The 23,050-nt window shown below is 64.8% G+C and carries 19 protein-coding genes and 1 tRNA gene; 11 read left to right on the forward strand and 9 right to left on the reverse strand.

Going from position 1 to position 23,050, the window contains the following annotated elements:
* Positions 1 to 72 precede the first annotated feature (72 nt).
* From AB3147_RS09295 to AB3147_RS09315, 5 genes are read right to left on the reverse strand one after another with little or no spacing between them, the layout of a single operon-like run.
* Positions 73 to 729: a response regulator transcription factor gene (locus AB3147_RS09295; protein ID WP_175138570.1), complete on the reverse strand. Its 657-nt coding sequence runs from the start codon at positions 727 to 729 to the stop codon at positions 73 to 75.
* Between the two features lie 19 nt (positions 730 to 748).
* Positions 749 to 2,170, reverse strand: a complete 1,422-nt coding sequence (locus AB3147_RS09300; RefSeq protein WP_175123990.1) for an HlyD family type I secretion periplasmic adaptor subunit — start codon at positions 2,168 to 2,170, stop codon at positions 749 to 751.
* 7 nt (positions 2,171 to 2,177) lie between these two features.
* Positions 2,178 to 4,343, reverse strand: coding sequence for a type I secretion system permease/ATPase (locus AB3147_RS09305; RefSeq protein WP_370633017.1), 2,166 nt, complete (start codon positions 4,341 to 4,343; stop codon positions 2,178 to 2,180).
* Positions 4,327 to 4,539, reverse strand: coding sequence for a hypothetical protein (locus tag AB3147_RS09310; RefSeq protein WP_105238190.1), 213 nt, complete (start codon positions 4,537 to 4,539; stop codon positions 4,327 to 4,329). The genes AB3147_RS09305 and AB3147_RS09310 overlap by 17 nt, the downstream gene beginning before the upstream one ends.
* A 24-nt stretch (positions 4,540 to 4,563) precedes the next feature.
* Complete coding sequence (locus tag AB3147_RS09315; RefSeq protein WP_218343322.1) at positions 4,564 to 6,069, reverse strand: TolC family outer membrane protein; 1,506 nt, start codon at positions 6,067 to 6,069, stop codon at positions 4,564 to 4,566.
* Positions 6,070 to 6,599: 530 nt separating this feature from the next.
* Here AB3147_RS09315 and leuC point away from each other — a divergent pair.
* The 11 genes from leuC to AB3147_RS09370 all read left to right on the forward strand — a co-directional run bounded on the left by leuC (position 6,600) and on the right by AB3147_RS09370 (position 18,201).
* On the forward strand, positions 6,600 to 8,003 hold the full coding sequence (gene leuC, locus AB3147_RS09320; RefSeq protein WP_218343323.1) for a 3-isopropylmalate dehydratase large subunit: 1,404 nt from the start codon (positions 6,600 to 6,602) through the stop codon (positions 8,001 to 8,003).
* A 23-nt stretch (positions 8,004 to 8,026) separates the two neighbouring features.
* Complete coding sequence (leuD, locus tag AB3147_RS09325) at positions 8,027 to 8,677, forward strand: 3-isopropylmalate dehydratase small subunit (protein WP_218343324.1); 651 nt, start codon at positions 8,027 to 8,029, stop codon at positions 8,675 to 8,677.
* A gap of 29 nt (positions 8,678 to 8,706) precedes the next feature.
* Positions 8,707 to 9,783 carry a 3-isopropylmalate dehydrogenase gene (leuB, locus tag AB3147_RS09330; protein WP_175123995.1) on the forward strand — a complete coding sequence of 359 codons (1,077 nt, stop codon included), beginning with the start codon at positions 8,707 to 8,709 and terminating at the stop codon, positions 9,781 to 9,783.
* Between the two features lie 279 nt (positions 9,784 to 10,062).
* Positions 10,063 to 11,193 (forward strand): aspartate-semialdehyde dehydrogenase, encoded by a 1,131-nt coding sequence (gene asd, locus AB3147_RS09335; protein ID WP_175184985.1) that lies wholly within the window; start codon positions 10,063 to 10,065, stop codon positions 11,191 to 11,193.
* A gap of 327 nt (positions 11,194 to 11,520) precedes the next feature.
* Positions 11,521 to 13,671, forward strand: coding sequence for a type IV pilus assembly protein FimV (locus tag AB3147_RS09340; protein ID WP_367351770.1), 2,151 nt, complete (start codon positions 11,521 to 11,523; stop codon positions 13,669 to 13,671).
* Positions 13,672 to 13,674: 3 nt separating this feature from the next.
* Positions 13,675 to 14,484 (forward strand): tRNA pseudouridine(38-40) synthase TruA, encoded by an 810-nt coding sequence (gene truA / locus AB3147_RS09345; protein WP_218343325.1) that lies wholly within the window; start codon positions 13,675 to 13,677, stop codon positions 14,482 to 14,484.
* A gap of 52 nt (positions 14,485 to 14,536) precedes the next feature.
* A complete protein-coding gene (locus tag AB3147_RS09350; protein WP_367351771.1) occupies positions 14,537 to 15,634 on the forward strand; it encodes a TRAP transporter substrate-binding protein in 1,098 nt (365 codons plus the stop codon).
* 56 nt (positions 15,635 to 15,690) lie between these two features.
* Positions 15,691 to 16,356: a phosphoribosylanthranilate isomerase gene (locus AB3147_RS09355; protein WP_218343327.1), complete on the forward strand. Its 666-nt coding sequence runs from the start codon at positions 15,691 to 15,693 to the stop codon at positions 16,354 to 16,356.
* 154 nt (positions 16,357 to 16,510) lie between these two features.
* A tRNA-Val gene (locus AB3147_RS09360) sits at positions 16,511 to 16,587 on the forward strand.
* 65 nt (positions 16,588 to 16,652) lie between these two features.
* Positions 16,653 to 17,576, forward strand: a complete 924-nt coding sequence (locus AB3147_RS09365) for a tetratricopeptide repeat protein (protein WP_255595375.1) — start codon at positions 16,653 to 16,655, stop codon at positions 17,574 to 17,576.
* Between the two features lie 145 nt (positions 17,577 to 17,721).
* Positions 17,722 to 18,201: a YbaN family protein gene (locus AB3147_RS09370; RefSeq protein WP_367351772.1), complete on the forward strand. Its 480-nt coding sequence runs from the start codon at positions 17,722 to 17,724 to the stop codon at positions 18,199 to 18,201.
* Between the two features lie 19 nt (positions 18,202 to 18,220).
* Here the strand turns inward: AB3147_RS09370 and AB3147_RS09375 are convergent, their stop codons facing one another.
* From AB3147_RS09375 to AB3147_RS09390, 4 genes are all read right to left on the reverse strand, one after another.
* Positions 18,221 to 20,002 carry an IlvD/Edd family dehydratase gene (locus AB3147_RS09375; RefSeq protein WP_175123999.1) on the reverse strand — a complete coding sequence of 594 codons (1,782 nt, stop codon included), beginning with the start codon at positions 20,000 to 20,002 and terminating at the stop codon, positions 18,221 to 18,223.
* Positions 20,003 to 20,064: 62 nt separating this feature from the next.
* Positions 20,065 to 21,081: a TRAP transporter substrate-binding protein gene (locus tag AB3147_RS09380; RefSeq protein ID WP_175124000.1), complete on the reverse strand. Its 1,017-nt coding sequence runs from the start codon at positions 21,079 to 21,081 to the stop codon at positions 20,065 to 20,067.
* Positions 21,082 to 21,112: 31 nt separating this feature from the next.
* Entirely contained in the window at positions 21,113 to 22,393 is a 1,281-nt protein-coding gene (locus AB3147_RS09385; protein ID WP_367351773.1) for a TRAP transporter large permease, read from the reverse strand.
* Between the two features lie 43 nt (positions 22,394 to 22,436).
* Positions 22,437 to 22,994 (reverse strand): TRAP transporter small permease, encoded by a 558-nt coding sequence (locus AB3147_RS09390; RefSeq protein ID WP_175138561.1) that lies wholly within the window; start codon positions 22,992 to 22,994, stop codon positions 22,437 to 22,439.
* Positions 22,995 to 23,050 lie beyond the last annotated feature (56 nt).

Raw genomic sequence — 23,050 nt, forward strand, 5'->3', positions numbered from 1 at the left:
TCAGGGAGTTATCCAAGATGGCCAGATACTACGGGTCGCCGATGCCGGCGGATATTGTCCTTGAGGACAGGTTCACGCAGTGATTTTGCTGCGTGCGTCAGTGGGTGCGGAAATACCGTGGACCAGCAGGGCGAGCTGCAGGCGGTCGGTGACGCCGAGCTTGTCGAACACCGCCGACAGATGCGCCTTGACCGTGCGTTCCGTGATGCCCAGCGCCTCGGCGATCTGGGCGTTGGCCTGGCCGCTGGCGGCGTAGCGCGCGACGGTGATTTCGCGCTCGGTCAGCCGGCCGCCGTCCCAGGCGTGCGCGTCCTGCGCGCGCTCGGTGACAAGCTTGAGCAGGCGGGACACCAGTGAGCGTCCCATCCAGATGCCGCCGGAGGCGACGACTTCCAGCGCCTGCGCCATCGCGGCGGGCTGCGCATAGCTGTGGCAGTAGCCGTGCGCCCCGGCGCCCAGCGCCTGCGTGCCTTGCTCGTCGTTGGGGCTGGCGCTGGCGACCACGACATGCAGGCCGGCCAGCGTCGGCGTCCAGGCTGGATCGTGCCAGGAGGGGAGCTTGGGCACGTCGGCATCCAGCACCGCCAGCGTACGGCCTTGTTCTCGCCAGCGTTGCAGATCCGCCAGGCCTCGCCCGCGGGCTGCCATCCAGCGCGCCGGGTCAAGCGCGCGCCAGTGCTGCCAGAGCAGGTCGTCGTGCGTAATCAACAGGACGGGAATGGGTTTCATAAGGCCTTGAAGCTCTCCATTAACGTTCGGTGAAGGCGTTCGACTTCGCCCGCAGAATGGGCTTGAGCAGGTACTGGAGCACCGTGCGCTTGCCTGTCAGGATATGAACCTCTGCCACCATCCCGGGGATGATGGGCAACAGCTTGTCGCCTACGGTGCTGCGGTCCGTGCGCACGCGCACGACGTAGTAGGAATTGCCTTTCTCGTCGGTCACGGTGTCCGCGCCGATCTGTTCCACCCGGCCTTCCAGGCCGCCGTAGATCGCGAAGTCGTAGGCCGTGAACTTGACCTCGGCCTTCTGGTCCGCGTGCAGGAAACCGATGTCGCGCGGCTGGATGCGCACTTCGAGCAGCAGCGTGTCGTCCTTGGGGACGATCTCGATGATGTCCTTGCCCGGCTGCACCACGCCGCCGACCGTGTTGTTGAACAGGGTCTTGACGGTGCCGCGCACCGGGGCGCGCACTTCGGCCAGCTTGACGCGGTCGACCAGTGCGGCCTTGCCTTCGCGCAGCGTCGCCAGCTTGGTGTTGGTTTCAGACAGTTCGCTGCGGGCCTGGTTGCGGATGTTCAGCTCGGCTTCCTGGATCTTGCTTTCGGCTTCCTTGATGGAGGCCTGGAAGCGGTCGATCTGCGCCTCGGCGCCTTTCTGCTCCCCGCAATACCGGGCGACATCGCGTTGCAGGCGCAGGAGGTCGACCTCGGACACGGCGCCGCTCTTGAGCAGCGGCCGGGTCACCTGCAGCTCGCGCGAGGTCAGGCCGCAGCTTGCCGAGGCCTGGTCGCGCTTGGCGATGGTTTCGCGCAGGTCTTCCTGGCGTTGCTTGAGCTGTTCGCGGGCCACGTTGACGGTGGCGTTCAGCTCGGTGTTGCGTGCCTGCCAGGCGTTGCGTTCCATTTCGCCCAGGCCGGGCGCCTGCTTGAGCACTTCCTCAGGCGTGACGAAGGGCTCGCCCGTGGCCAGCGCTTTCAGGCGGGCGGACTTGGCCAGCAGCGATAGATACTCCGCATTGTTCTCGCCCAGCGACGAGGTGAAGCGGGTGGAGTCGATCTTCAGCAGGATCTCGCCGGCCTCGACTTCCTGGCCGGGGCGGACCAGGATCTCCTGGACGATACCGCCGTCCAGGCTCTGGATGATCTGCACCTGGCGGGACGGCACGACCTTGCCTTCGCCGCGGACCACTTCGTCGATGCTGCCAAAGCCCGCCCAGACGAGCAGACCCATGGTGGCCAGCAGCGAGGTCCACAGCAGGATGCGCGAACCGCGGGCCTGGGACTCGTGGATGACCCATTCGGCGTTGCCGATGTAGTCGGACCGCTGGACGGGTTTGCCTTTGTCGGCGCCGTCCAGGATGCGATCGAAGAAGAAGACGAAAAGGTTGCGCGGGGCGCGCAGCAGGTTGCCAAAGAAACCGTGCTTGGGGGCTCCAGGATTGTTCAGCATGGTCTTCTCAGCTTCCGCGTCCAACGCGTCCTTGACGCAGGGCTTCGACAACTTGTTCCTTCGGACCGTCGGCCACGATATGGCCGTTGTCGATCACGATAAGGCGGTCGACCAGTTCAAGGAGCGCGGTGCGGTGCGTCACCAGCAGGATCGTCTTGGTCGCGCTGGCCTCGCCCAGGCGCTTCCGAAGCTGGGCCTCGCTCTGGTGGTCCATGTTGCTGCTGGGCTCGTCCAGCAGCAGGATCGGCGGATCGTTGATCAGTGCGCGGGCCACGGCCACTGACTGGCGCTGGCCGCCGGAGAGCGATTCGCCGCGCTCGCCGATGATCATGTCGAAACCATTGGGGTGCAGGTTGGCGAACTCGGTCACGCCGGCCATGTTGGCCGCCGCCAGAATGCTGGCGTCGTCGGCGTAGGGCGCGCCCATCGCCAGGTTGTGCTTGAGGCTGCCGTAAAACAGCAGGGGATCCTGCGGAACGTGGCCGATGGCCCGGCGCACGTCGGCCGGGTCGATCTGGCGCACGTCCACGCCGTCCAGCAGCACGGCGCCTTCGGTGGGCTGGTACAGGGCGAGCGCCAGTTTTTCAAGCGTCGTCTTGCCAGAACCGATGCGGCCGATAATGCCGACCTTCTCGCCCGGCTTGAGCTTGAACGACACCTTCTTGAGCACCGGCTGCGTGCTGCCGGGATACGCGAAGGTCACGTCGCGGAACTCCAGGCCGCCGTGGAACACGGGGCGATGCAGGAATTCTGCCTCGGCCGGACGCTCGATCGGCATCTTCATGTAGTTGTCGATGGAACCGAGCGACGTGCGCGCGTTCTGGTACTGCATCAGCAGGCCGGCGACCTGACCGAGCGGCGCAAGGCAGCGGCCGGCGATCATGGATGCGGCAATGATGCCGCCCATCGACAGCGCCGATTCCTGGGCCAGATATACGCCGATGATCACGACGGCAATCGACACGAGCTGCTGGACCGCCTGCACGAAGCCCACCGTGGACGACGAGATCAGCTTGAGCTTGCCGCCCGTCTGCGCGATGAATTCGGTGGCGCGTTCCCAGTTGCGCTGGATTGCGCCCTGGGCGTTGAGCGTCTTGACGGCTTCCAGGCCGGTCAGCGCTTCGACGAGCGTGGCGTTGCGTTGCGACGAGGCCTGGAACGAGGCCATCGTCAGCGCTTCCATGCGCGCCTGCGCCGCCAGCGACACCAGCAGGATCAGCACAATGGCGACCAGCGGCGGCAGGATCATCCACGGTGAAATCCAGGCCAGGGCGGCCAGGAACAGCAGGATGAAGGGCAGGTCGACCAGCGTCGTGATGGTGGCCGAGGCGATGAAGTCGCGAATGGATTCGAACGAGCGCAGGTTGGCCGCGAAGGACCCGACCGAGACCGGACGGCCTTCCAGCCGCAGGTCCAGCACGCGTTCCATGATCTGCGCGGACAGGCGCACGTCGACCCGTTTGCTGGCGCTGTCCACCACATGGGACCGCGCCGTGCTCAGGATCATGTTGAAGATCACCACCAGCGTGATGCCGATGGCCAGCACCCACAGCGTTTCGACGGCGTTGTTCGGCACCACGCGGTCGTATACGTTCATGGTGAAGAGCGGCATCGCCATGGCGAACACGTTGATCAGCAGCGCCGCGACGAGGGCGTCGCGGTACAGCCGGCGGTTCTCCATGATGGCCGCCCAGAACCAGTGGCGCTCGCGCACCTTGGCGACTTCCGGGGCGCGGGCGTCAAAGCGGAATTGCGGGCGGACGAAGCACACCAGGCCGCTGTACTGCTCGGCCAGTTCGGCCGGGTCCATGTCGAAGGAGCTGCCGCCCAATTCAGGATGGCTGACCACGAATTTGCCGCCGTCCTTCTTGAGCAGCAGGCACGCGCGTTCGCCCTTGAGCAGCAGGATGGCGGGCAGGAGGTCCTGCGAGATGTCATCCAGGGTGCGCTTGACCACGCGCGCCGAAAGCTGCGCCCGCGCGGCCGCGCGGGGCAGCAGGGCGGGCGTGAGGCGGTGTTCTTCGAGGGGCAGGCCCGAGGACAAAGCTTGCGCGGTGGCCGTCACGCCATGCAGGCGGGTGATTTCCACCAGGCAATCGAGCAGCGGATCGTCGTGCGCGGCGCGGGCATCAGCGCGCCAATCCCGGGCGGCCTTCTCAGATAACTTGTCCATCTTCGTCATCCAACAGGTCGAGGTGTTCCGAGAGACGCGCACGCTGCTGCTTGCGCTGGGTGAGCTTTTGCTGGGCCTGGACAGGCAGGTCTGTCATCCGCAAGGTGCCGTTGGCGATCAACGCGTCAATTAAGTCTTCAAGGACGCGGACAAAATCCGCGTCCAACTGCGAGAAATCACTGCCCTTGTTTGCCATCGGGCCTCCTTGCGGCTGCGCCGGTCAGGGCCGGGCGGCAGGCGCGTTCACCGGCACCAGCGTGGGGGGCAGGGTGCCTTCGTTGTAATGCACGCGCACGGGAGCCAGTCGGGCGGTATCCGGAACGGTCGAATTGCACAGCTTGATCACTTCGTCCGACACTTCCAGCTTGCCGTTTTCCTCGGGCATCTCATTGCGCGCGGGTTGCAGCGCCAGCGCCGGCAGCAGGGTGTGGGACAGGGCCAGCCAGCGGTACTGCGCAAGACGCAGATCATAAATGGCATTGGTCAGCGCACGGCGCGATTCGAACAGTTCATTTTCCGTGTCCAGCAGGTCCAGCAGAGAGCGCTGGCCAATCTGGAACTGTTGCGCGTACGCATCACGCACCTTGGTCGTGGCCACCTCGTGGTCACGCAGGAAGGGCAGCTTCTGGTTCAGGCTGGTGATGTTGTTCCAGGCCACGGCCAGGTCCTGCTGCACGTTGCGGCAGGTGTAGTCGCGGATGTCGCGGGCGGCGTAGGACTGGTTGGCGGTCTGGCGCACGCGGGCGGAGTCCGCGCCGCCGCGGTACAGGTTGTAGCTCATCACGACCTGGACGCTGGAGCTCTGGATGTCGCGGCTTTGCGGGGTCGGATCGTTCTGGTCGCGGCCCGTGTTGGCCACGAATTCAAACTTCGGCGAGAACGCGCCCTTGGACGACTGCACGCCCGCCTGCGCGGCCTGCAGGCTCGCCTGCTTGGACAGGAAGCTGGGGTTGCGGCGCAGCGATTCGTTGAAATTGCCCGGGGCCTTGGGCAGCTTGTCGGCGATGTCAGGCGCCGGCAGCATCGATTCAGGCGGGAAGGCGCCGGTCACGCGCTGGAAGCGCTGTTGCACGTCCAGCAGGTTGGCCGTTTCGGTCATCAGGTTGGTCTGGGCCAGCGACAGACGGCCGCCGGCCTGTTCCAGGTCGACGCGCCGGCCCACGCCGGATTCCGTGCGCTCGCCGATCTGCTTGAGGGTGCTTTCGTGCAGCGAGTAGTTCTGGCGAGCCAGCAGCTCCATGTCGCGATAACGCTGCAGGTCGATATAGGCCTGCACGGCGGTGAAGGCGGTGTTGTCGCTGGTGGCCAGCACGTCATAGAAGCGCGCCAGCTTGTCGAAACCGGCCTGCTTGACGTCGTTGGTGGTGCGGAAGCCATCAAAAATCAGCTGGCGCAGTTCGACGCTCCAGCCGGGGCGGTTCCAGCTCTGCGAGCCGACGCCGGGCACGTTGTTGCGCCATTCGCGGCCCAGGTAACCCTGCGCATTGATCTGCGGGAAGTAGGCGGCGCGGGCGACGGCCTGGCCTTCCAGGGACGCCTGGAAGTCGTGGTACTTGGCCTGGATTTCGGGATTGCTGAGCAGGGTCTGCTCAACGATCTGATTCAACGTCACTTGCGGTTGCCCGGCGGGTGCGGCAGCGACGGGCGTCGCGGACTGTGCAAAAACGGCAGGGGCAAATGCAAGGGCAAGGACCGAGGTCGTGCTTTTGAGCAAAAACGAAGCCATAGTGATTATTCGCGAGTCAAGTTGAGATTGAATGGCCGCCATGTTGTATGTAAATGTCAGCTTTGGCGAGTCAAGATTTGTTAACTCTTGAGGATTATTGCTGGCGGTCCATAAGGTGAATTTCGCGCAACATCTAACTACTTCTTCGAATTTGCACGAACATCGCTTAACCTAACGCGGCTTATTTCTATTAATACGGATTATTACGTATTATTTCGAAGTAACAGCGTTCGGAGCGTGTGGCGATTATATCTATTTGAGAGTTCTGTATCTATTTTGTTTACCAATTTGTATCCGTCTCAAAAATATGAGCGTGGTTTATTTGTTATGCAACAAGTTGACATGGCGGTCGCTTTCGCCGGGGAAGCGCCGTCAGCATGGTAGTGGTGGTACTGGTATATAAGGTGTGCTTGTACTAGGTTTGGTGGCTGGGCATAATCCTTTTCATGCCGCAGCAGCCGGCGCGGCAGGGAAGCGTTTTACCCATCGCGCCGGACTCAAGCCGGATTGTCTATTTGCAGAGCGCATCCATGGCCCAAACCCTTTACGACAAACTCTGGGACGCCCACATCGTCCACCAGGAATCAGACGGCACCTGTCTGCTCTATATCGACCGCCACCTGCTGCATGAGGTCACCAGCCCGCAGGCGTTCGAAGGGCTGACGATGGCAGGCCGCAAGCCGTGGCGTACCGGCGCCAACCTGGCCGTGGCTGACCACAACGTGCCCACGATGAACCGTGCACAGGGCATCGACGACCCGATCTCGCGTTTGCAGGTTGACACGCTGGACGACAACTGCGGCAAGTACGGCATCACCGAATTCCGCATGAACGACCTGCGCCAGGGCATCGTCCACGTCATCGGACCGGAGCAGGGCGCGACCCTGCCGGGCATGACCGTGGTCTGTGGCGACTCGCACACCAGCACACACGGCGCGCTGGGCGCGCTGGCCTTCGGCATCGGCACGTCCGAAGTCGAGCACGTGCTGGCCACGCAGACGCTGCTCATGAAGAAAGCCAAGAGCATGCTCATCAAGGTCGACGGCGAGCTGCCGTTCGGCTGTACGGCCAAGGACGTGGTGCTGCACATCATCGGCATCATCGGCACGGCCGGCGGCACGGGTCACGCCATCGAATTTGCAGGCAGCACGATCCGCGCGCTGTCCGTCGAAGGCCGCATGACCGTCTGCAACATGGCGATCGAAGCTGGCGCCCGTTCCGGCATGGTCGCCGTCGACGACAAGACCATCGACTATTTCCGCGGCCGTCCGTTCGCGCCCACCGGCGTCGTCTGGGACCAGGCCGTCAAATACTGGCGCACGCTGCACACCGACGAAGGCGCCAAGTTCGACACCGTGGTTGAAGTCAACGCGCGCGACATCAAGCCGCAGGTCACGTGGGGCACGTCGCCCGAAATGGTGCTGCCGGTGGATTCCCGTGTGCCGGACCCCGACGGCGAAAAAGACGACGTGCGCCGCAGCGGCATGGAGCGCGCGCTGGAATACATGGGCTTGAAGCCCAACACTCCGCTGACCGACATCCGCGTGGATCGCGTGTTCATCGGTTCGTGCACGAACTCGCGCATCGAAGACCTGCGCGCCGCGGCCGTCGTGGCGCGCGGCAAGCGCGTGGCGTCCAATGTGCGCCAGGCGATGGTGGTGCCGGGCTCGGGCCTGGTGAAGCAACAGGCCGAACGCGAAGGCCTGGACAAGATCTTCATCGAAGCCGGCTTTGAATGGCGCGAACCGGGCTGTTCGATGTGCCTGGCCATGAACGCCGACCGCCTCGAACCCGGCGAGCGTTGCGCCTCGACCTCGAACCGCAACTTCGAGGGCCGGCAAGGGCAGGGCGGCCGCACGCACCTGGTCAGCCCGGCCATGGCCGCCGCCGCGGCCGTCGCCGGCCATTTCGTCGACGTCCGCACGTTCCGTTAAGCGACAAGCACCGAGTAGACATCATGCAAGCATTTACCACTCACGAAGGCCTGGTGGCGCCGCTCGACCGCGAAAACGTCGACACGGACCTCATCATCCCCAAGCAGTTCCTCAAGTCCATCAAGCGCACGGGCTTTGGCCCCAACCTGTTTGACGAGCTGCGCTATCTGGATCACGGCGAGCCGGGCATGGACAACAGCAAGCGTCCGCTCAATCCGGATTTCGTGCTGAACCAGCCGCGCTACCAGGGCGCCTCGGTCCTGCTGGCCCGCAAGAACTTCGGTTGCGGCTCCAGCCGCGAGCACGCGCCCTGGGCGCTGACGCAGTTCGGTTTCCGCGCCATCATCGCGCCGTCGTACGCCGACATCTTCTTCAACAACAGCTTCAAGAACGGCCTCTTGCCGATCGTGCTGTCCGAGCTGGAAGTGGCGCGCCTCTTCGATGAAGTGAAGGCGTTCCCGAACTACAAGCTGAACATTGATCTGGACCGCCAGGTCGTGATTGCCGCGGACGGCCGCGCCATGGGCTTCGACATCGAACCCTTCCGCAAGTATTGCCTCTTGAACGGCTTTGACGACATCGGCCTGACGCTGCGCCATTCGGACAAGATCCGCGCCTTCGAGGCCGAGCGCCTGGCCCGTCATCCGTGGCTCGAAAGCCGCCCCATCGCCTGATCAAACCATCGAAACAGGATCGTTTTTCAATGACCCACAACATCGCAGTCTTGCCGGGTGACGGCATCGGCCCGGAAATCGTCGAACAGGCCGTGCGCGTCCTGAAGGCGCTGGACGTTCCCTTCGACATCAAGGAGCAGCCGGTCGGTGGCGCCGCTTTCGACAAGTTCGAGCATCCGCTGCCGCCCGCCACGCTGAACCTGGCCAAGGAATCGCACGCCGTGCTGTTCGGCGCGGTTGGCGACTGGAAGTACGACACGCTGCCGCGCGAGTTCCGTCCCGAACAAGCCATTCTGGGCCTGCGCAAGGCGCTGGGCCTGTTTGCCAACCTGCGTCCGGCCATCCTGTATCCGGAACTGGCCAGCGCCTCGTCGCTCAAACCTGAGATCGTGTCCGGTCTGGACATCCTGATCATCCGCGAACTGACCGGCGACATCTATTTCGGCACGCCGCGCGGCGTGCGTTCGTCGCCGGACGGCGCCTTCACCGGCGAGCGCGAAGGCTACGACACCATGCGCTACGCCGAATCCGAAGTGCGCCGCATCGCGCGCATCGGCTTCGAATCGGCGCAGAAGCGCAACAAGAAGCTGTGCAGCGTCGACAAGGCCAACGTGCTCGAGACCTCGCAGTTCTGGCGCGACATCGTGATCGAAGTGGCGCGCGAGTACCCGGACGTGGAGCTGTCGCACATGTACGTCGACAACGCGGCGATGCAGCTGGTGCGCAACCCGCGCCAGTTCGACGTCATCGTCACCGGCAATCTGTTCGGCGACATCCTTTCCGATGAAGCGGCCATGCTGACGGGTTCGATCGGCATGCTGCCCTCGGCCTCGTTGAATGCCAGCGGCCAGGGCCTGTACGAGCCCAGCCACGGTTCGGCGCCGGACATCGCGGGACAGGGCATCGCCAACCCGTTGGCGACGATCCTGTCGGCCGCCATGTTGCTGCGCTACTCGTTGAACCTGGCGCCGCAGGCGGATCGCATTGAAGCGGCTGTGCGCAGCGTGCTGGCCAGCGGCCTGCGTACCGCCGACATCTTCGAGCCTGGCACGACGAAGGTCAGCACCGCCGGCATGGGCGACGCCGTCCTGAAGGCCCTGGGCTGATCCCTCGCGTTGGACTGCTGCGAGGCGGTCCTGACCAACGCGCGCTGCGTTAAAAGCGTGCAGCGGTATATATACAGAGGGGCCGCCCGGCGGGTGGCCCCTCTGTTTTGGGGGGCATGCATTGCTGTTGCCGCGATGCGCCGGACTCTTCCTCCCGGGCTTGCGGCCCCGTTTTTTTCGAGCTGCAGTGCAACATCCCTGCGTGCATTCTGATAAATTGTTGAATTGCACGAAATTTCCCCCTCCTTATCTTGTCACCCCCTTTAAAGAGCGATTGAAATGAATCAAGCAGTAGGCCTTGTCGGCTGGCGCGGTATGGTCGGCTCGGTGCTCATGCAACGCATGCGCGACGAGAACGACTTCGCACTGATCGAACCGGTGTTTTTCTCCACCAGCAACGCTGGCGGCGCCGCGCCCACTTGGGCAACTGGCGCAGGTCCGCTGCAAGATGCCTACAACATTGACGCTCTGAAAAAACTGCCGATCATCGTGACGGCGCAAGGCGGCGACTACACGTCCGAGGTCTATCCCAAGCTGCGCGGCGCGGGCTGGAACGGCATCTGGATCGACGCGGCCAGCACCCTGCGCATGGCCGACGACGCCATCATCGTGCTGGACCCGGTCAACCGCCCGGTGATCGACGCGGCGCTCAAGCGCGGCGTGCGCAACTTCATCGGCGGCAACTGCACCGTCAGCTGCATGCTGATGGGCTTGGCCGGCCTGTTCAACAACGACCTGGTGGAATGGATGACCTCCATGACCTACCAGGCCGCGTCCGGCGGCGGCGCGCAGCACATGCGTGAACTGCTGACCCAGTTTGGCGAGATCAACCAGTCGGTCAAGTCCCTGCTGGACGACCCGGCTTCGGCCATCCTGGAAATCGACCGCGGCGTGCTGGCCAAGCAGAAGGACGACGCGCTGCCCCACGAACACTTTGGCGTGCCGCTCGGCGGCAACCTGATTCCCTGGATCGACAAGGACCTGGGCAACGGGATGTCCAAGGAAGAATGGAAGGGCGAGGTCGAAACCAACAAGATCCTGGGCCGCGGCGCCGCCTTCGGCACGGCGCCCACTCCGATCGATGGCCTGTGCGTGCGCATCGGCGCCATGCGCTGCCACAGCCAGGCGCTGACCATCAAGCTCAAGCGCGACGTGCCGCTGGACGAGATCGAAGCCCTCATCGCGCAGGGCACGCAGTGGGCCAAGGTTGTTCCCAACACCAAGGAAGCCACCGTTTCCGCGCTGACGCCCGTCGCTGTCACCGGCACGCTGGACATTCCGGTGGGCCGCCTGCGCAAGCTGTCGATGGGCTCGCAATACCTGGGCGCCTTCACGGTGGGCGACCAACTGCTGTGGGGCGCTGCCGAGCCGCTGCGCCGCATGCTGCGCATCGCGCTGAACGAAGCCTGATGCCGGGGCGGGCGGCTGTAACAGCTGCCCGATTCACGCAACGATGCAGTCAGGGCACCTTCGGGTGCCCTTGTTTTTTGGTGCGCGGTGGGATGTGCGAAAGCGTCGGGTGCACCAACGTGGCGCAGCCGGGAAGCGCGCGGCGCGCGGCCCGGTTCGCAAAACGTCCCGGGTGTGCCCGCCGGCCAACGTGCGTGCCCCGTTCAGGTTTGTGAAATGCGCTTGATCCATTACACTTTTCGGGTGAATTGAGGCTGTTTTTTGCGCTGCAAATGGCGCGAATGGGCCGAGGCCCGTAATTCGATTACAAGAACGGAATTCCAGCTTATGACCCAGCGTTCGCGCCACGTGAAGCATGCCCGCCGTTTGAAAGCCCTTCAGTGGGCCATTGCGCTGGCGATCGGCTCAAGCGTCTGCGGGTCGGCGCTGGCCATGCGCGTCGGGCACTCTCGCGTCGTTTCCGTGCCGGGCGCGCCGCTGCAGGCGACCGTGGGTCTGCAGGAATTGACGCCCGAAGAAATCAGCTCACTCAAGGTTTCGATTGCCGACGAAGCTGCCTGGCAGCGCGCGGGCGTCAAGCCGCCGGTGCCGCTTGCCAGCATGGTGGTTCGCGTCGAAGACGGAATCGACCCGACGCGCAAGAATCTGCGGGTGCGGTCCACGCAGGCGCCGGCTAGCGGAGCCGTGGATCTGCTGCTCGACATCAATTCCAGCTCGGGACAGCGGCAGGTACAGGTCAGCATCCTGGTGCCGCTGCGCGGCACCAGCGCAGATGTCTCGCCCGCCGCCGTGGGCGCCCCTGGCCGCACGGGCGGCACGTCGGGCACGGTCACGGTCAAGTCGGGCGATTATCTGTTTGCCATTGCCCAGCGCAATGCGGTGCCGAACGCGTCGGTCTACCAGATGCTGGTCGCGCTGTGGCGCGCCAATCCGCAGGCCTTCATTCAGAACAACATGAATCTGGTGCGTTCCGGCCAGACGCTCAAGATCCCGGACGCCGCCACGGTGCGCGCCATCGATCCGGCCGAAGCCCGCCGCATCTTCAACGAGCATGCCGAGGCGTACGCAAAGTACCGCGGACGGGTGGGCGCAGCGGCAGGTGCGAATCCGTCGGTGGTCAAGGGCCAGGACGCCGCCTCCGGCACGGTCGCCCCGCCGGCCGATTCGGGCGTCGCCACGGCTGCACCGACGCAAGATCGCGTGCGTCTGTCGACCGGCCAGGCCCAGGACAGCGCCGCCGCGCAGGCCGAGGCGCAGGCAGACGCCAAGACGTCCGCCGACCGCGCGCTCGCGGACACGCAAGGGCGGGTGAATCAGCTTCAGGCCAATGTGGACGAACTGACGAAGGCTGTTGCGCAGCAATCGGCTGCGGCCAGCGCGGCTGGTGCAGGTGCGGCTGGCGCTTCGGGCGGCGCCGGTGCGGCCGGTGCGCCGGGCGCGGCAGGCACTCCGGGTGCTGCAGGTACTCCGGGTGCTGCAGGTACTCCGGGTGCTGCAGGTACTCCGGGCGCAGCAGGTACTCCGGGCGCAGCAGGTACTCCGGGTGCAGCAGGTACTCCGGGCGCCGCAGGCACTCCAGGTGCAGCAGGCACGCCGGGCGCAGCAGGCACGCCGGGCGCAGCAGGCACGCCGGGCGCAGCAGGCACTCCGGGCGCAGCAGGTACTCCGGGCGCAGCAGGTACTCCGGGCGCAGCAGGCACGCCGGGCGCAGCAGGCACTTCGGGTGCCGCGGGCACTCCGGGCGCAGCAGGTGCTCCGGGCGCAGCAGGTACTCCGGGCGCGGCAGGTACTCCGGGCGCAGCAGGCACGCCGGGCGCAGCAGGCACTTCGGGCGCAGCAGGCACTTCGGGCGCAGCAGGTACTCCGGGTGCAGCAGGCACTTCGGGTGCAGCAGGCACTTCGGGTGCAGCAGGCACTTCGGGTGCAACAGGCACTTCTGGTGCAGCAGGTACTCCGGGCGCAGCAGGTACTCCGGGCGCAGCAGGTACTCCGGGCGCAGCAGGTACTCCGGGCGCAGCAGGTACTCCCGGCGCAGCAGGTACTCCCGGCGCAGCAGGTACTCCCGGCGCCGCGGGCACGCCGGGCGCAGCAGGCGCTCCAGGCGCAGCAGGCACCCCAGGTGCAGCAGGCACCCCGAACGCGGCAAGCACCCCCGGCGCCACCACCTCCTCACCCTCCGACGCCGACAAACCCGTCGGCACGCTTCCGGACAAAACTGTGCAAACTGGCATGCCCGGCTGGCTGGCCGACAATCTTCTCGTAATCGTTACCGCGGTGCTGGCGCTGGTCGCCTTCGCCATTGCCTGGCTATTGCGCCGGGCCGCCGCGCGGCGTGACGACGATGACGAGGACAGCTATACCTACAACGAGCCCGCGCTGGATACGGCAGCGCTGAACCGCAAGCTCGACACCATCAATCTCGACCTGGACGTACCGCCCACGGACGAACCGCGCCGTATCGGCGGTCCTCGGGTTTGAAGCATGTCTAGAGTTGCATTGGGGCTGGCGTATGACGGCTCCGCCTGGCAGGGTTGGCAGACACAGCCGCACCGGCAGACGGTGCAGGATTCGCTGGAATCCGCCCTGGCCAGTTTCTGTGGCGTCGCCGATCCGGTGCCCACGATCTGCGCCGGGCGCACCGATACCGGCGTGCATGGCGCGATGCAGGTGGTCCATCTGGACACCGCGCTGAACCGCAAGACCGAATCCTGGGTGCGTGGCGTCAATGCGTTTTTGCCGCCCAGTATCTCCGTGCAATGGGCAGAAGAAGTCTCCGACGAGTTCCACGCGCGTTTTTCGGCGCGCGCCCGCACTTACGTCTATCTGCTCTGGCGCGGCCGGGTGCGTCCGGCGCTGTGGGCAGGGCGTGCGGGCTGGTGCTTTCAGCCGCTGGATGTGGACGCCATGCGCGCGGCTGCGCAGGCGCTGGTCGGCGAGCATGATTTTTCCAGCTTCCGTTCCTCGCAATGCCAGGCCAAGCATCCGGTGCGGCACATGCACAGCCTCGAGATCGAAGAGCGCGGACCGTTCCTCGTCTTCACGCTGAAGGCAAATGCCTTTCTGCATCACATGGTGCGCAACATCATGGGGGCGCTGCTGCAGGTCGGGCAGGGCAGGGAATCGGTGGACTGGATGACGCAGCTTCTGGCGTGGCGTGACCGCAAACGCGGCGCGCCCACCTTTGCGCCGGATGGCCTGTACCTTGCCAGCATCGATTACCCGGAAGCCTTCGGGCTGCGCGAACTCGATGGCGGGGCGTCGCTGCTGTCGCCCTTTACTCAATCCTATTAGGGAAGCCGCCGCTCAGCCGGCGGGATCCCGCGCCTTTCTGGAGGCATGCGCCATGCAACGCCGCGCGTTTCTGAAGCAGACCGCCCTGGGCGCCGCCGCCGGCAGCGCCGTGCTGGCCGTTCCCGCCATTGCGCAGGAAGCGCCCAACCTCACCTGGCGGCTGGCTTCGGATTTTTCGGCCGATGCGGTGACGCTGTTTGCGGGGGCCGCCGACGTCGCGCGTTATGTGGCCGAGGTCACGGACGGGCGCTTCAACATCGAGGTCTTTCCGGCCGGCCAGTTGTTCCAACCGGGCCAGACGCTGGAAGCCGTGCAGCACCGCATCGTCGAATGCGGCCATGCGGCATCGGCCAAGTTTTTCACTACCGATCCGGCGCTTTGCTTTGACGGTGGCGTGCCATTTGGATTGAACACGCGCCAGATGAACGCATGGATGCGGAAAGGCGAGGGTCTGACGCTGACGCGCGAGGCCTTCGCCAAGTTCGGCATCCTGAACTTTCCCTGCGGCTATACCGGCGCGCAGATGGGCGGGTGGTTCCGCGGCGAGATCAAGACCGTTGATGACCTGCGCGGCCTGAAGGTAGCGGCCGATGGCTTTGCCGCCCACATCCTGTCGCGACTGGGGGCGACGCCGGTCGACATACCCGCGAGCGATGTGCATGCCGCGCTGGCGCAGGGCGTGGTGGACGGGGCGGCGACGATCGGCCCGTTCGACGATGAGCGGTTTGCGTTGTTCGAGGTCGCGCGCAATTATTACTTTCCGGGCTGGTGGGCCGGCACGCAGCAGTTGTCGCTGTACGTCAATCAAGACGCGTATGGCGAGCTGCCCAAGGCCTATCAGACCGCGCTGTCCCTGGCCTGCGCCGCCGCATGCAACGACATGATTGCCGCGTTCGATGCCAACAATCCCGATGCACTGCGCCGGCTGGTGTCGCAGGGTGCGCAATTGAAGGCGTATCCGCGGCCAGTGCTGCAAGCTGCGCACGAAGCCACGGTGGCGTCCTGCAATGAATTAAGCGCGAAAGACGCGACGTTCAAGAAGCTCTACGACAGCATGCTGGCTTTCCGCGGCAAGCAGGTCCCGTGGTTCCGCATGGCCGAGGGCAGCTTCGACAACATGGTGGCGACGCTGGGCGCGCCCGGGGCGTAGGGGCCGGATATACTGGCCTATCCAGTCGCCGCGGGGCGACACATCCAGAAAATGCCATGCGTACACGCATAAAGATCTGCGGGCTGACCCGCGAAGAAGACATTGAAGCCGCCGTTTCGGCAGGCGCCGACGCGATCGGTTTCGTCTTCTATCCCAAGAGCAAGCGCTGTCTCACGCCTGTTCGCGCCGCGCAGTTGCGCCGCGGGGTGCCGGCGTTTGTCGACGTCGTCGCGCTCTTCGTGAATGCGCAAGAGGAAGAGGTGCGCACGGTGCTGGGCGAAGTCGGGCCCGACCTGCTGCAATTCCACGGCGACGAAACGCCGCTGGAATGCGCGCGCTACGGGCATCGCCACCTGCGGGCCTTCCGTGCCGGCGCGCCCGGCCTGGAGACGGCGGAAAACCTGGCAGCCACTTGCCGCGCATACGGCCAGGCCGCGGGATGGTTGTTCGACAGCTACAGCGCCGGTTATGGCGGCAGCGGACATGGTTTCGACTACGCGTTGCTGGATGATGTGCGGGCCGATCCCATGTCCCGCCCGTTGATTCTGTCCGGCGGCTTGAATGCAGAAAACGTCGGCGCGGCCATCGAATCCGTGCGGCCTTGGGCGATTGATGTGAGTAGTGGCGTCGAAGTCGAGCAAGGAATAAAAAGTTCTGATAGAATCTCGTTCTTCGTTGCTGCGGCACATGACGCAGACGCGAAATTGAAGGAAAAGAAGTAGTGCTTTAAAGCGCTTTAGAGCGTGTTGCGAAAGGGCAGTTTGGCAAGGCCGCAAGGTAAATGCCGCAAAACCCGAAACGCAATAAAAACTGCAAAAAATCTTCCAAGACGATTTGCACAGTTTAAAAAAGCACTATATAATTCTTCTTCTTTGCAGGCGGTTAGCTCAGCTGGTTAGAGCGCCACGTTGACATCGTGGAGGTCGTTGGTTCGATTCCAATACCGCCTACCAAATTCCTGCAAAGGTGTGTTCGATAGAGCTAGTCGGACACAGACCTGAAAAGCCGCGACAGTCTTATGACTTCGCGGCTTTTTGCTTTTCCGCGTGCGACGGTGCTTCTAGCAAATCAAGCGCGCGGCGCGATCCTCGCATCGGTTCGCACCATCGCTGCATGGGTTCGCACCATCGCCGCATCAGTATCGCAACGCTGTTGCCTTGGTATCGCAATAGCGTCGCATCAATACCCACGCAGGTATATTCCTTCTTTCCCAATTCAAAGCCCGCCCATGCACTGCACGTTGAAGGCGTTCGTTCTGGCTCAGTTGCTGTGGCTGCCCGGCTGCGCAATCAAGGCGCCGTCGCCGGCGCAAACGGCTAGCGACGAGGCGCCGATGTATGCCGGCGCAGATCGCCGCGCGGCCGCAGCGTTGCGCGCGGGCGATGAACAACAGGTTGCACTGGCCGCAAAGGCGTTTGCATCGCCATCGGCGGCGGCGCAGGCGCGGGTCGAAGAGGGCTATCGTCTTTTCCGTGAAGACCAGCCCGGCCAAGCCATGCGGCGCTTCAATCAGGCCTGGCTCCTCAATCCCGATAACGCCGAGGTATACGCAGGTTTCGCGGTCATTCTGGAAAGCCAGCGCAAAGTCTGCCAGGCGATGAGCATGATGGACCGCGCGATCAGTTTGAATCCGCCCGCGTTTCGCGGCATTTATGCGGACGCGGGCCGGATCGCGGCGCGTTGTGCAGCAGAAGACAAGACGCTGCCGCCCGAGGCGCGCATCGCGGCCACGACGCGTTCCGACGAGTGGTACCGCAAGGGCGAGGCCGTCGAGCCGGACAAGGGTTATCTGTATGCGTCATGGGCCACTTCCTACTACTGGCGCGGCCAGTATGGCGAGGCGTGGGCCATGGTTCACCGGTCGCGTGACGCCGGCGGCAGCCCTGATGCGGAATTCGTCAGGATGCTGCGCGCCCGCATGCCGGAGCCCGCCGCATCCTGAGCCGGTCGATGCTGGGGGCGTCGAAGATAATGCGGGCAGGGCAGACGTTGCGGGCACGGCAGACGATCCGGGCGGAGCAGGCAATGGACGCGGCACGAAGCAGCCGGTTCCGCTCGGGCCCATTTGCGATATCCTGCACACCATCATGATGAGAGCACTTTGGTTATGCCTGGGCTGCCTGATGCTGGCGCTGGGCGTCATCGGCGCCTTTCTGCCGGTGATGCCGACGACGATCTTCCTGATCCTGGCCGTGGGCTGCTTTTCGCGCTCGTCGCCCCGGCTCGAGAAATGGCTGCTGGACAGTCCGACATACGGTCCATCGCTGCGCGCCTGGCGTGAACAGGGCGCGGTATCGCGCAAGGGCAAGACGTACGCCAGCCTGGGCATGGCAGCGGGCTATGTGTTGTTCTACTGGAGCGCAAATCCCTCGCCGTTGCTGGCCATCGGCGTGGGCATCTTCTTTCTGGCCAGCGCGGCCTACGTGCTCAGCCGGCCCGGCCCGCGTGCCGATAGCCAGGCCACTGACCCCGCAGCCGAACCGCTCACCGAACCGACCACCGAACTGCCCTCCGACGCAACGACAGAATCCGCCTCGGACCCGGCCGACACGCCTGCTCGCAAATAGCCCGCACGGCCCGCATACCTCAATGCGAATGCCGCGGATCCCCGCGCGTCTCCACCACCTTCAAATACAGCGTCGCCGCCTCCAGGCACCCGCCCGTAGACAGTTGTCCCACGGTCTGCCGGTAGAGCTCCTGCCAGGGCGTCTGCGACGGCGGCGCTTCGTATGCCGGTTCCTGGCGGCGCCGTTCCAGTTCCGATTCATCCACCTGCAAGATGACCGACCGTTGGTTCAGGTCCACGCGGATCCGGTCGCCGGTGCGCAGAAGCGCCAACCCGCCGCCCACCGCGGCTTCGGGCGACATGTTCAGGATGGACGGGCTGGCCGACGTGCCGCTCTGGCGGCCGTCGCCCATGCAGGGCAGCGAGTCGATGCCGCGCTTGATCAGATGCGACGGCGGCGCCATGTTCACGACTTCCGCGCTGCCGGGGTATCCCACGGTGCCCGCGCCGCGGATCACCAGAATGCAATGTTCGTCGATGTTCAGGGCCGGGTCTTCAATGCGGGCGTGATAGTCCTCCGGGCCTTCGAAGACAATGGCGCGGGCGTCGAAGGCGTTTTCCGAACCGGGCTCCGACAAGTACGCGCGGCGAAATGCCTCGCCCACGACCGACATCTTGATGATGGCGCTGTCAAAGAAGTTGCCGGACAGCACGATGAAGCCGGCGCGGTGCTTGAGCGGCGTGTCGCAGCTTCGGATGACGTCGGTGTTATGGGTCTTGGACGCTGCGGCAATGTCGCCGATGGTCTTGCCCGACACGGTCCCGCAGTCAGGATGCAGACGGCCCGCGGCCAGCAGCTCGTGCAGCACGGCCGGCACGCCGCCCGCGCGGTGAAAGCCTTCGCCCAGGTGCTCGCCGGCCGGCACGCAGTTGACCAGCAGCGGCACGTCTTCGCCCAGCCGCTGCCAATCGTCCAGGCTCAGGTCGACGCCCATGTGGCGCGCAATCGCGATCAGATGCGGCGGGCAGTTGCTGGACGCGCCCAGTGCCGAGGCAACGACGATGGCGTTTTCGAACGCCTGCCGCGTCATGATGTGCGAAGGCCGCAGGTCCTCGCGCACCATGTCGCAGATGCGCATGCCGGTGGCGTAAGCCATCTGGCCGCGTTCGCGATACGGCGCGGGAATGCTGGCACAGGTGGGCAGCGACATGCCCAGCGCTTCGGCCAGCGAATTCATGGACAGGGCGGTGCCCATGGTGTTGCAGTGGCCGATCGACGGCGACGATGCCGTGGCCAGCGTCATGAAGCCTTCGTAGTCCAGCTTGCCTGCGGCCATCAGGTTGCGCGCGTGCCAGATGACGGTGCCCGACCCCACGCGCTGCCCCTCATGCCAGCCATCCAGCATGGGTCCGCCGGACAGCACGATGGCAGGGATGTCCACGGTGGCCGCGGCCATCAGGCACGCGGGCGTGGTCTTGTCGCATCCGGTGGTCAGCACCACGCCGTCCAGCGGATAGCCGTGCAGGATTTCAACCAAACCCAGATACGCCAGATTGCGATCCAGCGCCGCGGTGGGCCGTCTGCCCTGTTCGGCCAGCGGATGCACCGGGAATTCCATGGGGATGCCGCCGGCGTCCCGGATGCCCGCCTTGATGCGTTCGGCCAGCGCCAGATGATGGCGATTGCAGGGCGCCAGGTCGCTGCCCGTCTGCGCGATGCCGATGATCGGCCGCCCCGACTGCAGTTCCTGGCGCGTCAGGCCGTAGTTGAGATAGCGCTCGACGTAGATCGCCGTCATGTCGGCGTGCGAAGGATCGTCGAACCATTTCTGGCTGCGCAGTCGGCGGGGTGTCTGGGACATGGCTGTCTCGCTTCGGTTGCATACTGGCCCGGACCAAAAGCGGATCCGGGCCACCATTGGCGCTAGTTGCGCGCCTTCTGGATTTCGTCGTTCAGCTGCTTGACCAGTTCCGGGCCGAGCTCTTGCGTGTACTTGTCGACCACGGGCTGCACCTTCTGGCGCATGCGGGCCACTTCTTCCGGCGTGACGGTGTTGATCTTCATGCCGTTCTTTTCAAGCGTACCCATGGCCTTGGTGGAATCGGCGCGGCTGTCCTGCCGTTCGAAGTCGCGCGACGACGCGGCGGCCTGGCGGATCAGCTTCTGCTCGTCGGGCGACAGCGTGTCCCACCACTTCTTGGACGCCAGCACCACCCACGGCGTGTAGACGTGGCGCGTGATGGTCAGGTAGGGCTGCACCTCGTAGAACTTGCTGCTCTGGATCGTGGTGATGGGATTTTCCTGGCCGTCGACCGTGCGCGTTTCCAGCGCGGTGAACAGTTCCGAGAACGGCATCGGCACCGCGTTGGCGCCCAGCGTGTTGAACACACCCAGCGCGATCTGGTTCTGCATGACGCGCAGCTTGATGCCCTGCAGGTCCTCGGCGCGCGTGATCGGCCGCTTGGAATTGGTCATGTTGCGAAAGCCGTTTTCCCAATAGACCAGGCCGACCAGACCTTTGGCTTCCAGCTTTTTCAGCAGATCCTGCCCAAGCGGGCCGTCCAGCACCGCGTCGGCCTCTTTTTCGCTGTTGAAGAGGAACGGCAGGTCGAACACGCCGAATTCCTTGACCATGCCCGCCAGCGGAGCGGTGGATCCCACCATCATTTCCTGCGCGCCGCCCACCAGCGCGCTCTGCATCTGCTCGTCCGAGCCCAGGTTGGCCGAGCCGAAGGTCCGCATCTTGAGCTTGCCGCCGCTGACTTTTTCAAGTTCCTGCGCCAGATGGCGGGCCGCGCGGCCCTGCACGCTTTCCTCGTTCAGTCCGTAGCCAAAGCGGATGAGGCGCGGCTTGACGTCCGCGGCCGCGGCCACCCCGGCGACGGTGCAGGACAGCACCGTCGCCAGGACAAGAATGCGGGTCTTGAATTGCTTGATCATGGTGTTTCTCCTCGGGGGTTTTCAAGTGCCGCTAGTGCATCCAGCGTGCGGGTACGGTGATCAGTTCGGGGAAGATCACCAGCAGGACCAGCAGCAGCGTGTAGGCCACGACGTAGCGCCACACCCCTCTGCAGATGGTTTCCATATTGATGCGGGCCACGCCGCAAACCACGTTCAGCACCGTGCCCACGGGGGGCGTCAGCAGGCCGACGCTGCCGACCATGACGAACATGACGCCGAAGTAGACGGGGTCGATCCCTGCCTTGATGACGACGGGCATGAGTACGGGGCCGAGGATCAGGATGGTCGGCGTCAGATCCATCACCGTGCCGACCAGCGTCAGCAGGATCAGCAGCGCGAACATCAGCATCTTTGGCTGATCCATGACCGGCTCAAGCAATGCGATCAGGTCCTGCGGCAGGTCCGCCAGCGTGATCATGTAGGACGAGACCATGGCGGCCGCCACCAGAAACATGACCACGGCGGTGGTGCGCGCCGCGTTGATGAAGAGCGGTCCCAGGTCGCGCCAGCCGATTTCGCGGTAGACGAAGAGGCTGACCAGCAACGCATACACGGCGGCGACGACGGCCGCTTCCGTGGGGGTGAAGATGCCGCCCCGCAGGCCGCCGATGATGATGACCGGCAGGAACAGCGCCCATAGCGAGCCGCGCAGCGCCTTAAGGCGATTGTTCCAGGGCTCACGCGGCGCGGGCTTGATGCTGCCGTGCTTGCGCGCCACCCAGGTCCACACCGCCACCAGCGTCAGCCCCATCATGAGGCCCGGTGCGATGCCGGCGAAGAACAGCTTGGTGATCGACACATTGGTGGCGACCCCGAAGATGATGAACGAGATCGACGGCGGGATGATGGGCGCGATGATGCCGCCGGCGGCGATCAGGCCCGACGCCTGGCCGGCCTCATAACCCTTTTCGCGCAGCATCGGGATGAGCAGTGATCCCAGCGCCGCGGCGTCAGCCACGGCCGAGCCCGACAGGGACGCCAGCAGCACGCTGGCGAAAATGGCCACATATCCCAGGCCGCCCTGGATGTGGCCCACGAACGTGTTGGCCAGATGCACGATGCGCCGCGAGATGCCGCCGGCGTTCATCAGTTCGCCGGCCAGCATGAAAAGCGGCACCGCCATCAGCGTGAAGCTGTTGGCGCCGGACAGCATGTTCTGGGCGAGGAGCTGGGTGTCGTAGAAGTCCAGCTGGAACATCATGACGATCGCGCTGATGATGAGCGCGAAGGCGATCGGCATGCCCAGGGCGATCAGCCCCAGCAGCACGACTAGGAAGACGGTCAGGATCATTGCGGATATCCGGGCAGGTGATTGGGGGCGGGGAGGGGCGGGTTCACACCGCCGGGTCTTCCGGACTGGACTCCGCCGGCAGCGGGCCGCCCGCAATCACGCGGACCAGGTCGATGAGGGTCAGGATGCCCATCGCCACGGCGGCATACAGGCCGGCTGCGTTAAAGACGGCCAGCGGCATGCCGGTGACCGGCAGCACGGTGTCCATGCCGATCACAGTCTGGACCCAGCCGCCTTCAGCCATCAGCCACAGCACCCACAGGATCATCAGCTGGCAGGCAATGTGCGACACGCGGCGCGCGCCCGGGCCGAAGCGTTCCACCATCATGGTGACCCCGATGTGCTGGTGTTCGCGCAGCGCGATCACCGCGCCCAGGAAGATCATCCAGACAAAGGCCAGGCGCGAGACCTCGTCGGACACGTTGATGCCGGAGTTGAAGAGATAGCGCAGCGCCACGTTGCCGAACAGCAGCACGACCATCACGATCAGACAGGCCACCATCAGCCAGGTCTGCAGCACAAAACACCAGTCCGCAGCGCGGGCCAGCGGTGACCGGCCGGGACGCGACGGCCCCGGCCGCCCCAGTGGGGAAGCTTGCATGGTTGTCTCCTCTCCGTTTTTCCGGAGTTTTCTAATCATTTGATGCGGATCATGTT

The organism is Achromobacter animicus (assembly GCF_040775605.1).
GTDB classification, from domain to species: domain Bacteria; phylum Pseudomonadota; class Gammaproteobacteria; order Burkholderiales; family Burkholderiaceae_B; genus Achromobacter; species Achromobacter animicus.

Excerpts from the sequence above, each read along its gene's own strand:
- leuD (WP_218343324.1), top strand. The coding sequence starts at position 8,027 with ATGCAAGCATTTACCACTCACGAAGGCCTGGTGGCGCCGCTCGACCGC.
- AB3147_RS09315 (WP_218343322.1), bottom strand. The coding sequence starts at position 6,069 with ATGGCTTCGTTTTTGCTCAAAAGCACGACCTCGGTCCTTGCCCTTGCA.
- truA (WP_218343325.1), top strand. The coding sequence starts at position 13,675 with ATGTCTAGAGTTGCATTGGGGCTGGCGTATGACGGCTCCGCCTGGCAG.
- AB3147_RS09380 (WP_175124000.1), bottom strand. The coding sequence starts at position 21,081 with ATGATCAAGCAATTCAAGACCCGCATTCTTGTCCTGGCGACGGTGCTG.
- AB3147_RS09385 (WP_367351773.1), bottom strand. The coding sequence starts at position 22,393 with ATGATCCTGACCGTCTTCCTAGTCGTGCTGCTGGGGCTGATCGCCCTG.
- AB3147_RS09340 (WP_367351770.1), top strand. The coding sequence starts at position 11,521 with ATGACCCAGCGTTCGCGCCACGTGAAGCATGCCCGCCGTTTGAAAGCC.
- AB3147_RS09310 (WP_105238190.1), bottom strand. The coding sequence starts at position 4,539 with ATGGCAAACAAGGGCAGTGATTTCTCGCAGTTGGACGCGGATTTTGTC.
- AB3147_RS09300 (WP_175123990.1), bottom strand. The coding sequence starts at position 2,170 with ATGCTGAACAATCCTGGAGCCCCCAAGCACGGTTTCTTTGGCAACCTG.
- AB3147_RS09365 (WP_255595375.1), top strand. The coding sequence starts at position 16,653 with ATGACTTCGCGGCTTTTTGCTTTTCCGCGTGCGACGGTGCTTCTAGCA.
- AB3147_RS09355 (WP_218343327.1), top strand. The coding sequence starts at position 15,691 with ATGCGTACACGCATAAAGATCTGCGGGCTGACCCGCGAAGAAGACATT.
- leuB (WP_175123995.1), top strand. The coding sequence starts at position 8,707 with ATGACCCACAACATCGCAGTCTTGCCGGGTGACGGCATCGGCCCGGAA.
- AB3147_RS09375 (WP_175123999.1), bottom strand. The coding sequence starts at position 20,002 with ATGTCCCAGACACCCCGCCGACTGCGCAGCCAGAAATGGTTCGACGAT.
- AB3147_RS09350 (WP_367351771.1), top strand. The coding sequence starts at position 14,537 with ATGCAACGCCGCGCGTTTCTGAAGCAGACCGCCCTGGGCGCCGCCGCC.
- AB3147_RS09305 (WP_370633017.1), bottom strand. The coding sequence starts at position 4,343 with ATGGACAAGTTATCTGAGAAGGCCGCCCGGGATTGGCGCGCTGATGCC.
- AB3147_RS09370 (WP_367351772.1), top strand. The coding sequence starts at position 17,722 with ATGATGAGAGCACTTTGGTTATGCCTGGGCTGCCTGATGCTGGCGCTG.
- AB3147_RS09390 (WP_175138561.1), bottom strand. The coding sequence starts at position 22,994 with ATGCAAGCTTCCCCACTGGGGCGGCCGGGGCCGTCGCGTCCCGGCCGG.
- leuC (WP_218343323.1), top strand. The coding sequence starts at position 6,600 with ATGGCCCAAACCCTTTACGACAAACTCTGGGACGCCCACATCGTCCAC.
- asd (WP_175184985.1), top strand. The coding sequence starts at position 10,063 with ATGAATCAAGCAGTAGGCCTTGTCGGCTGGCGCGGTATGGTCGGCTCG.
- AB3147_RS09295 (WP_175138570.1), bottom strand. The coding sequence starts at position 729 with ATGAAACCCATTCCCGTCCTGTTGATTACGCACGACGACCTGCTCTGG.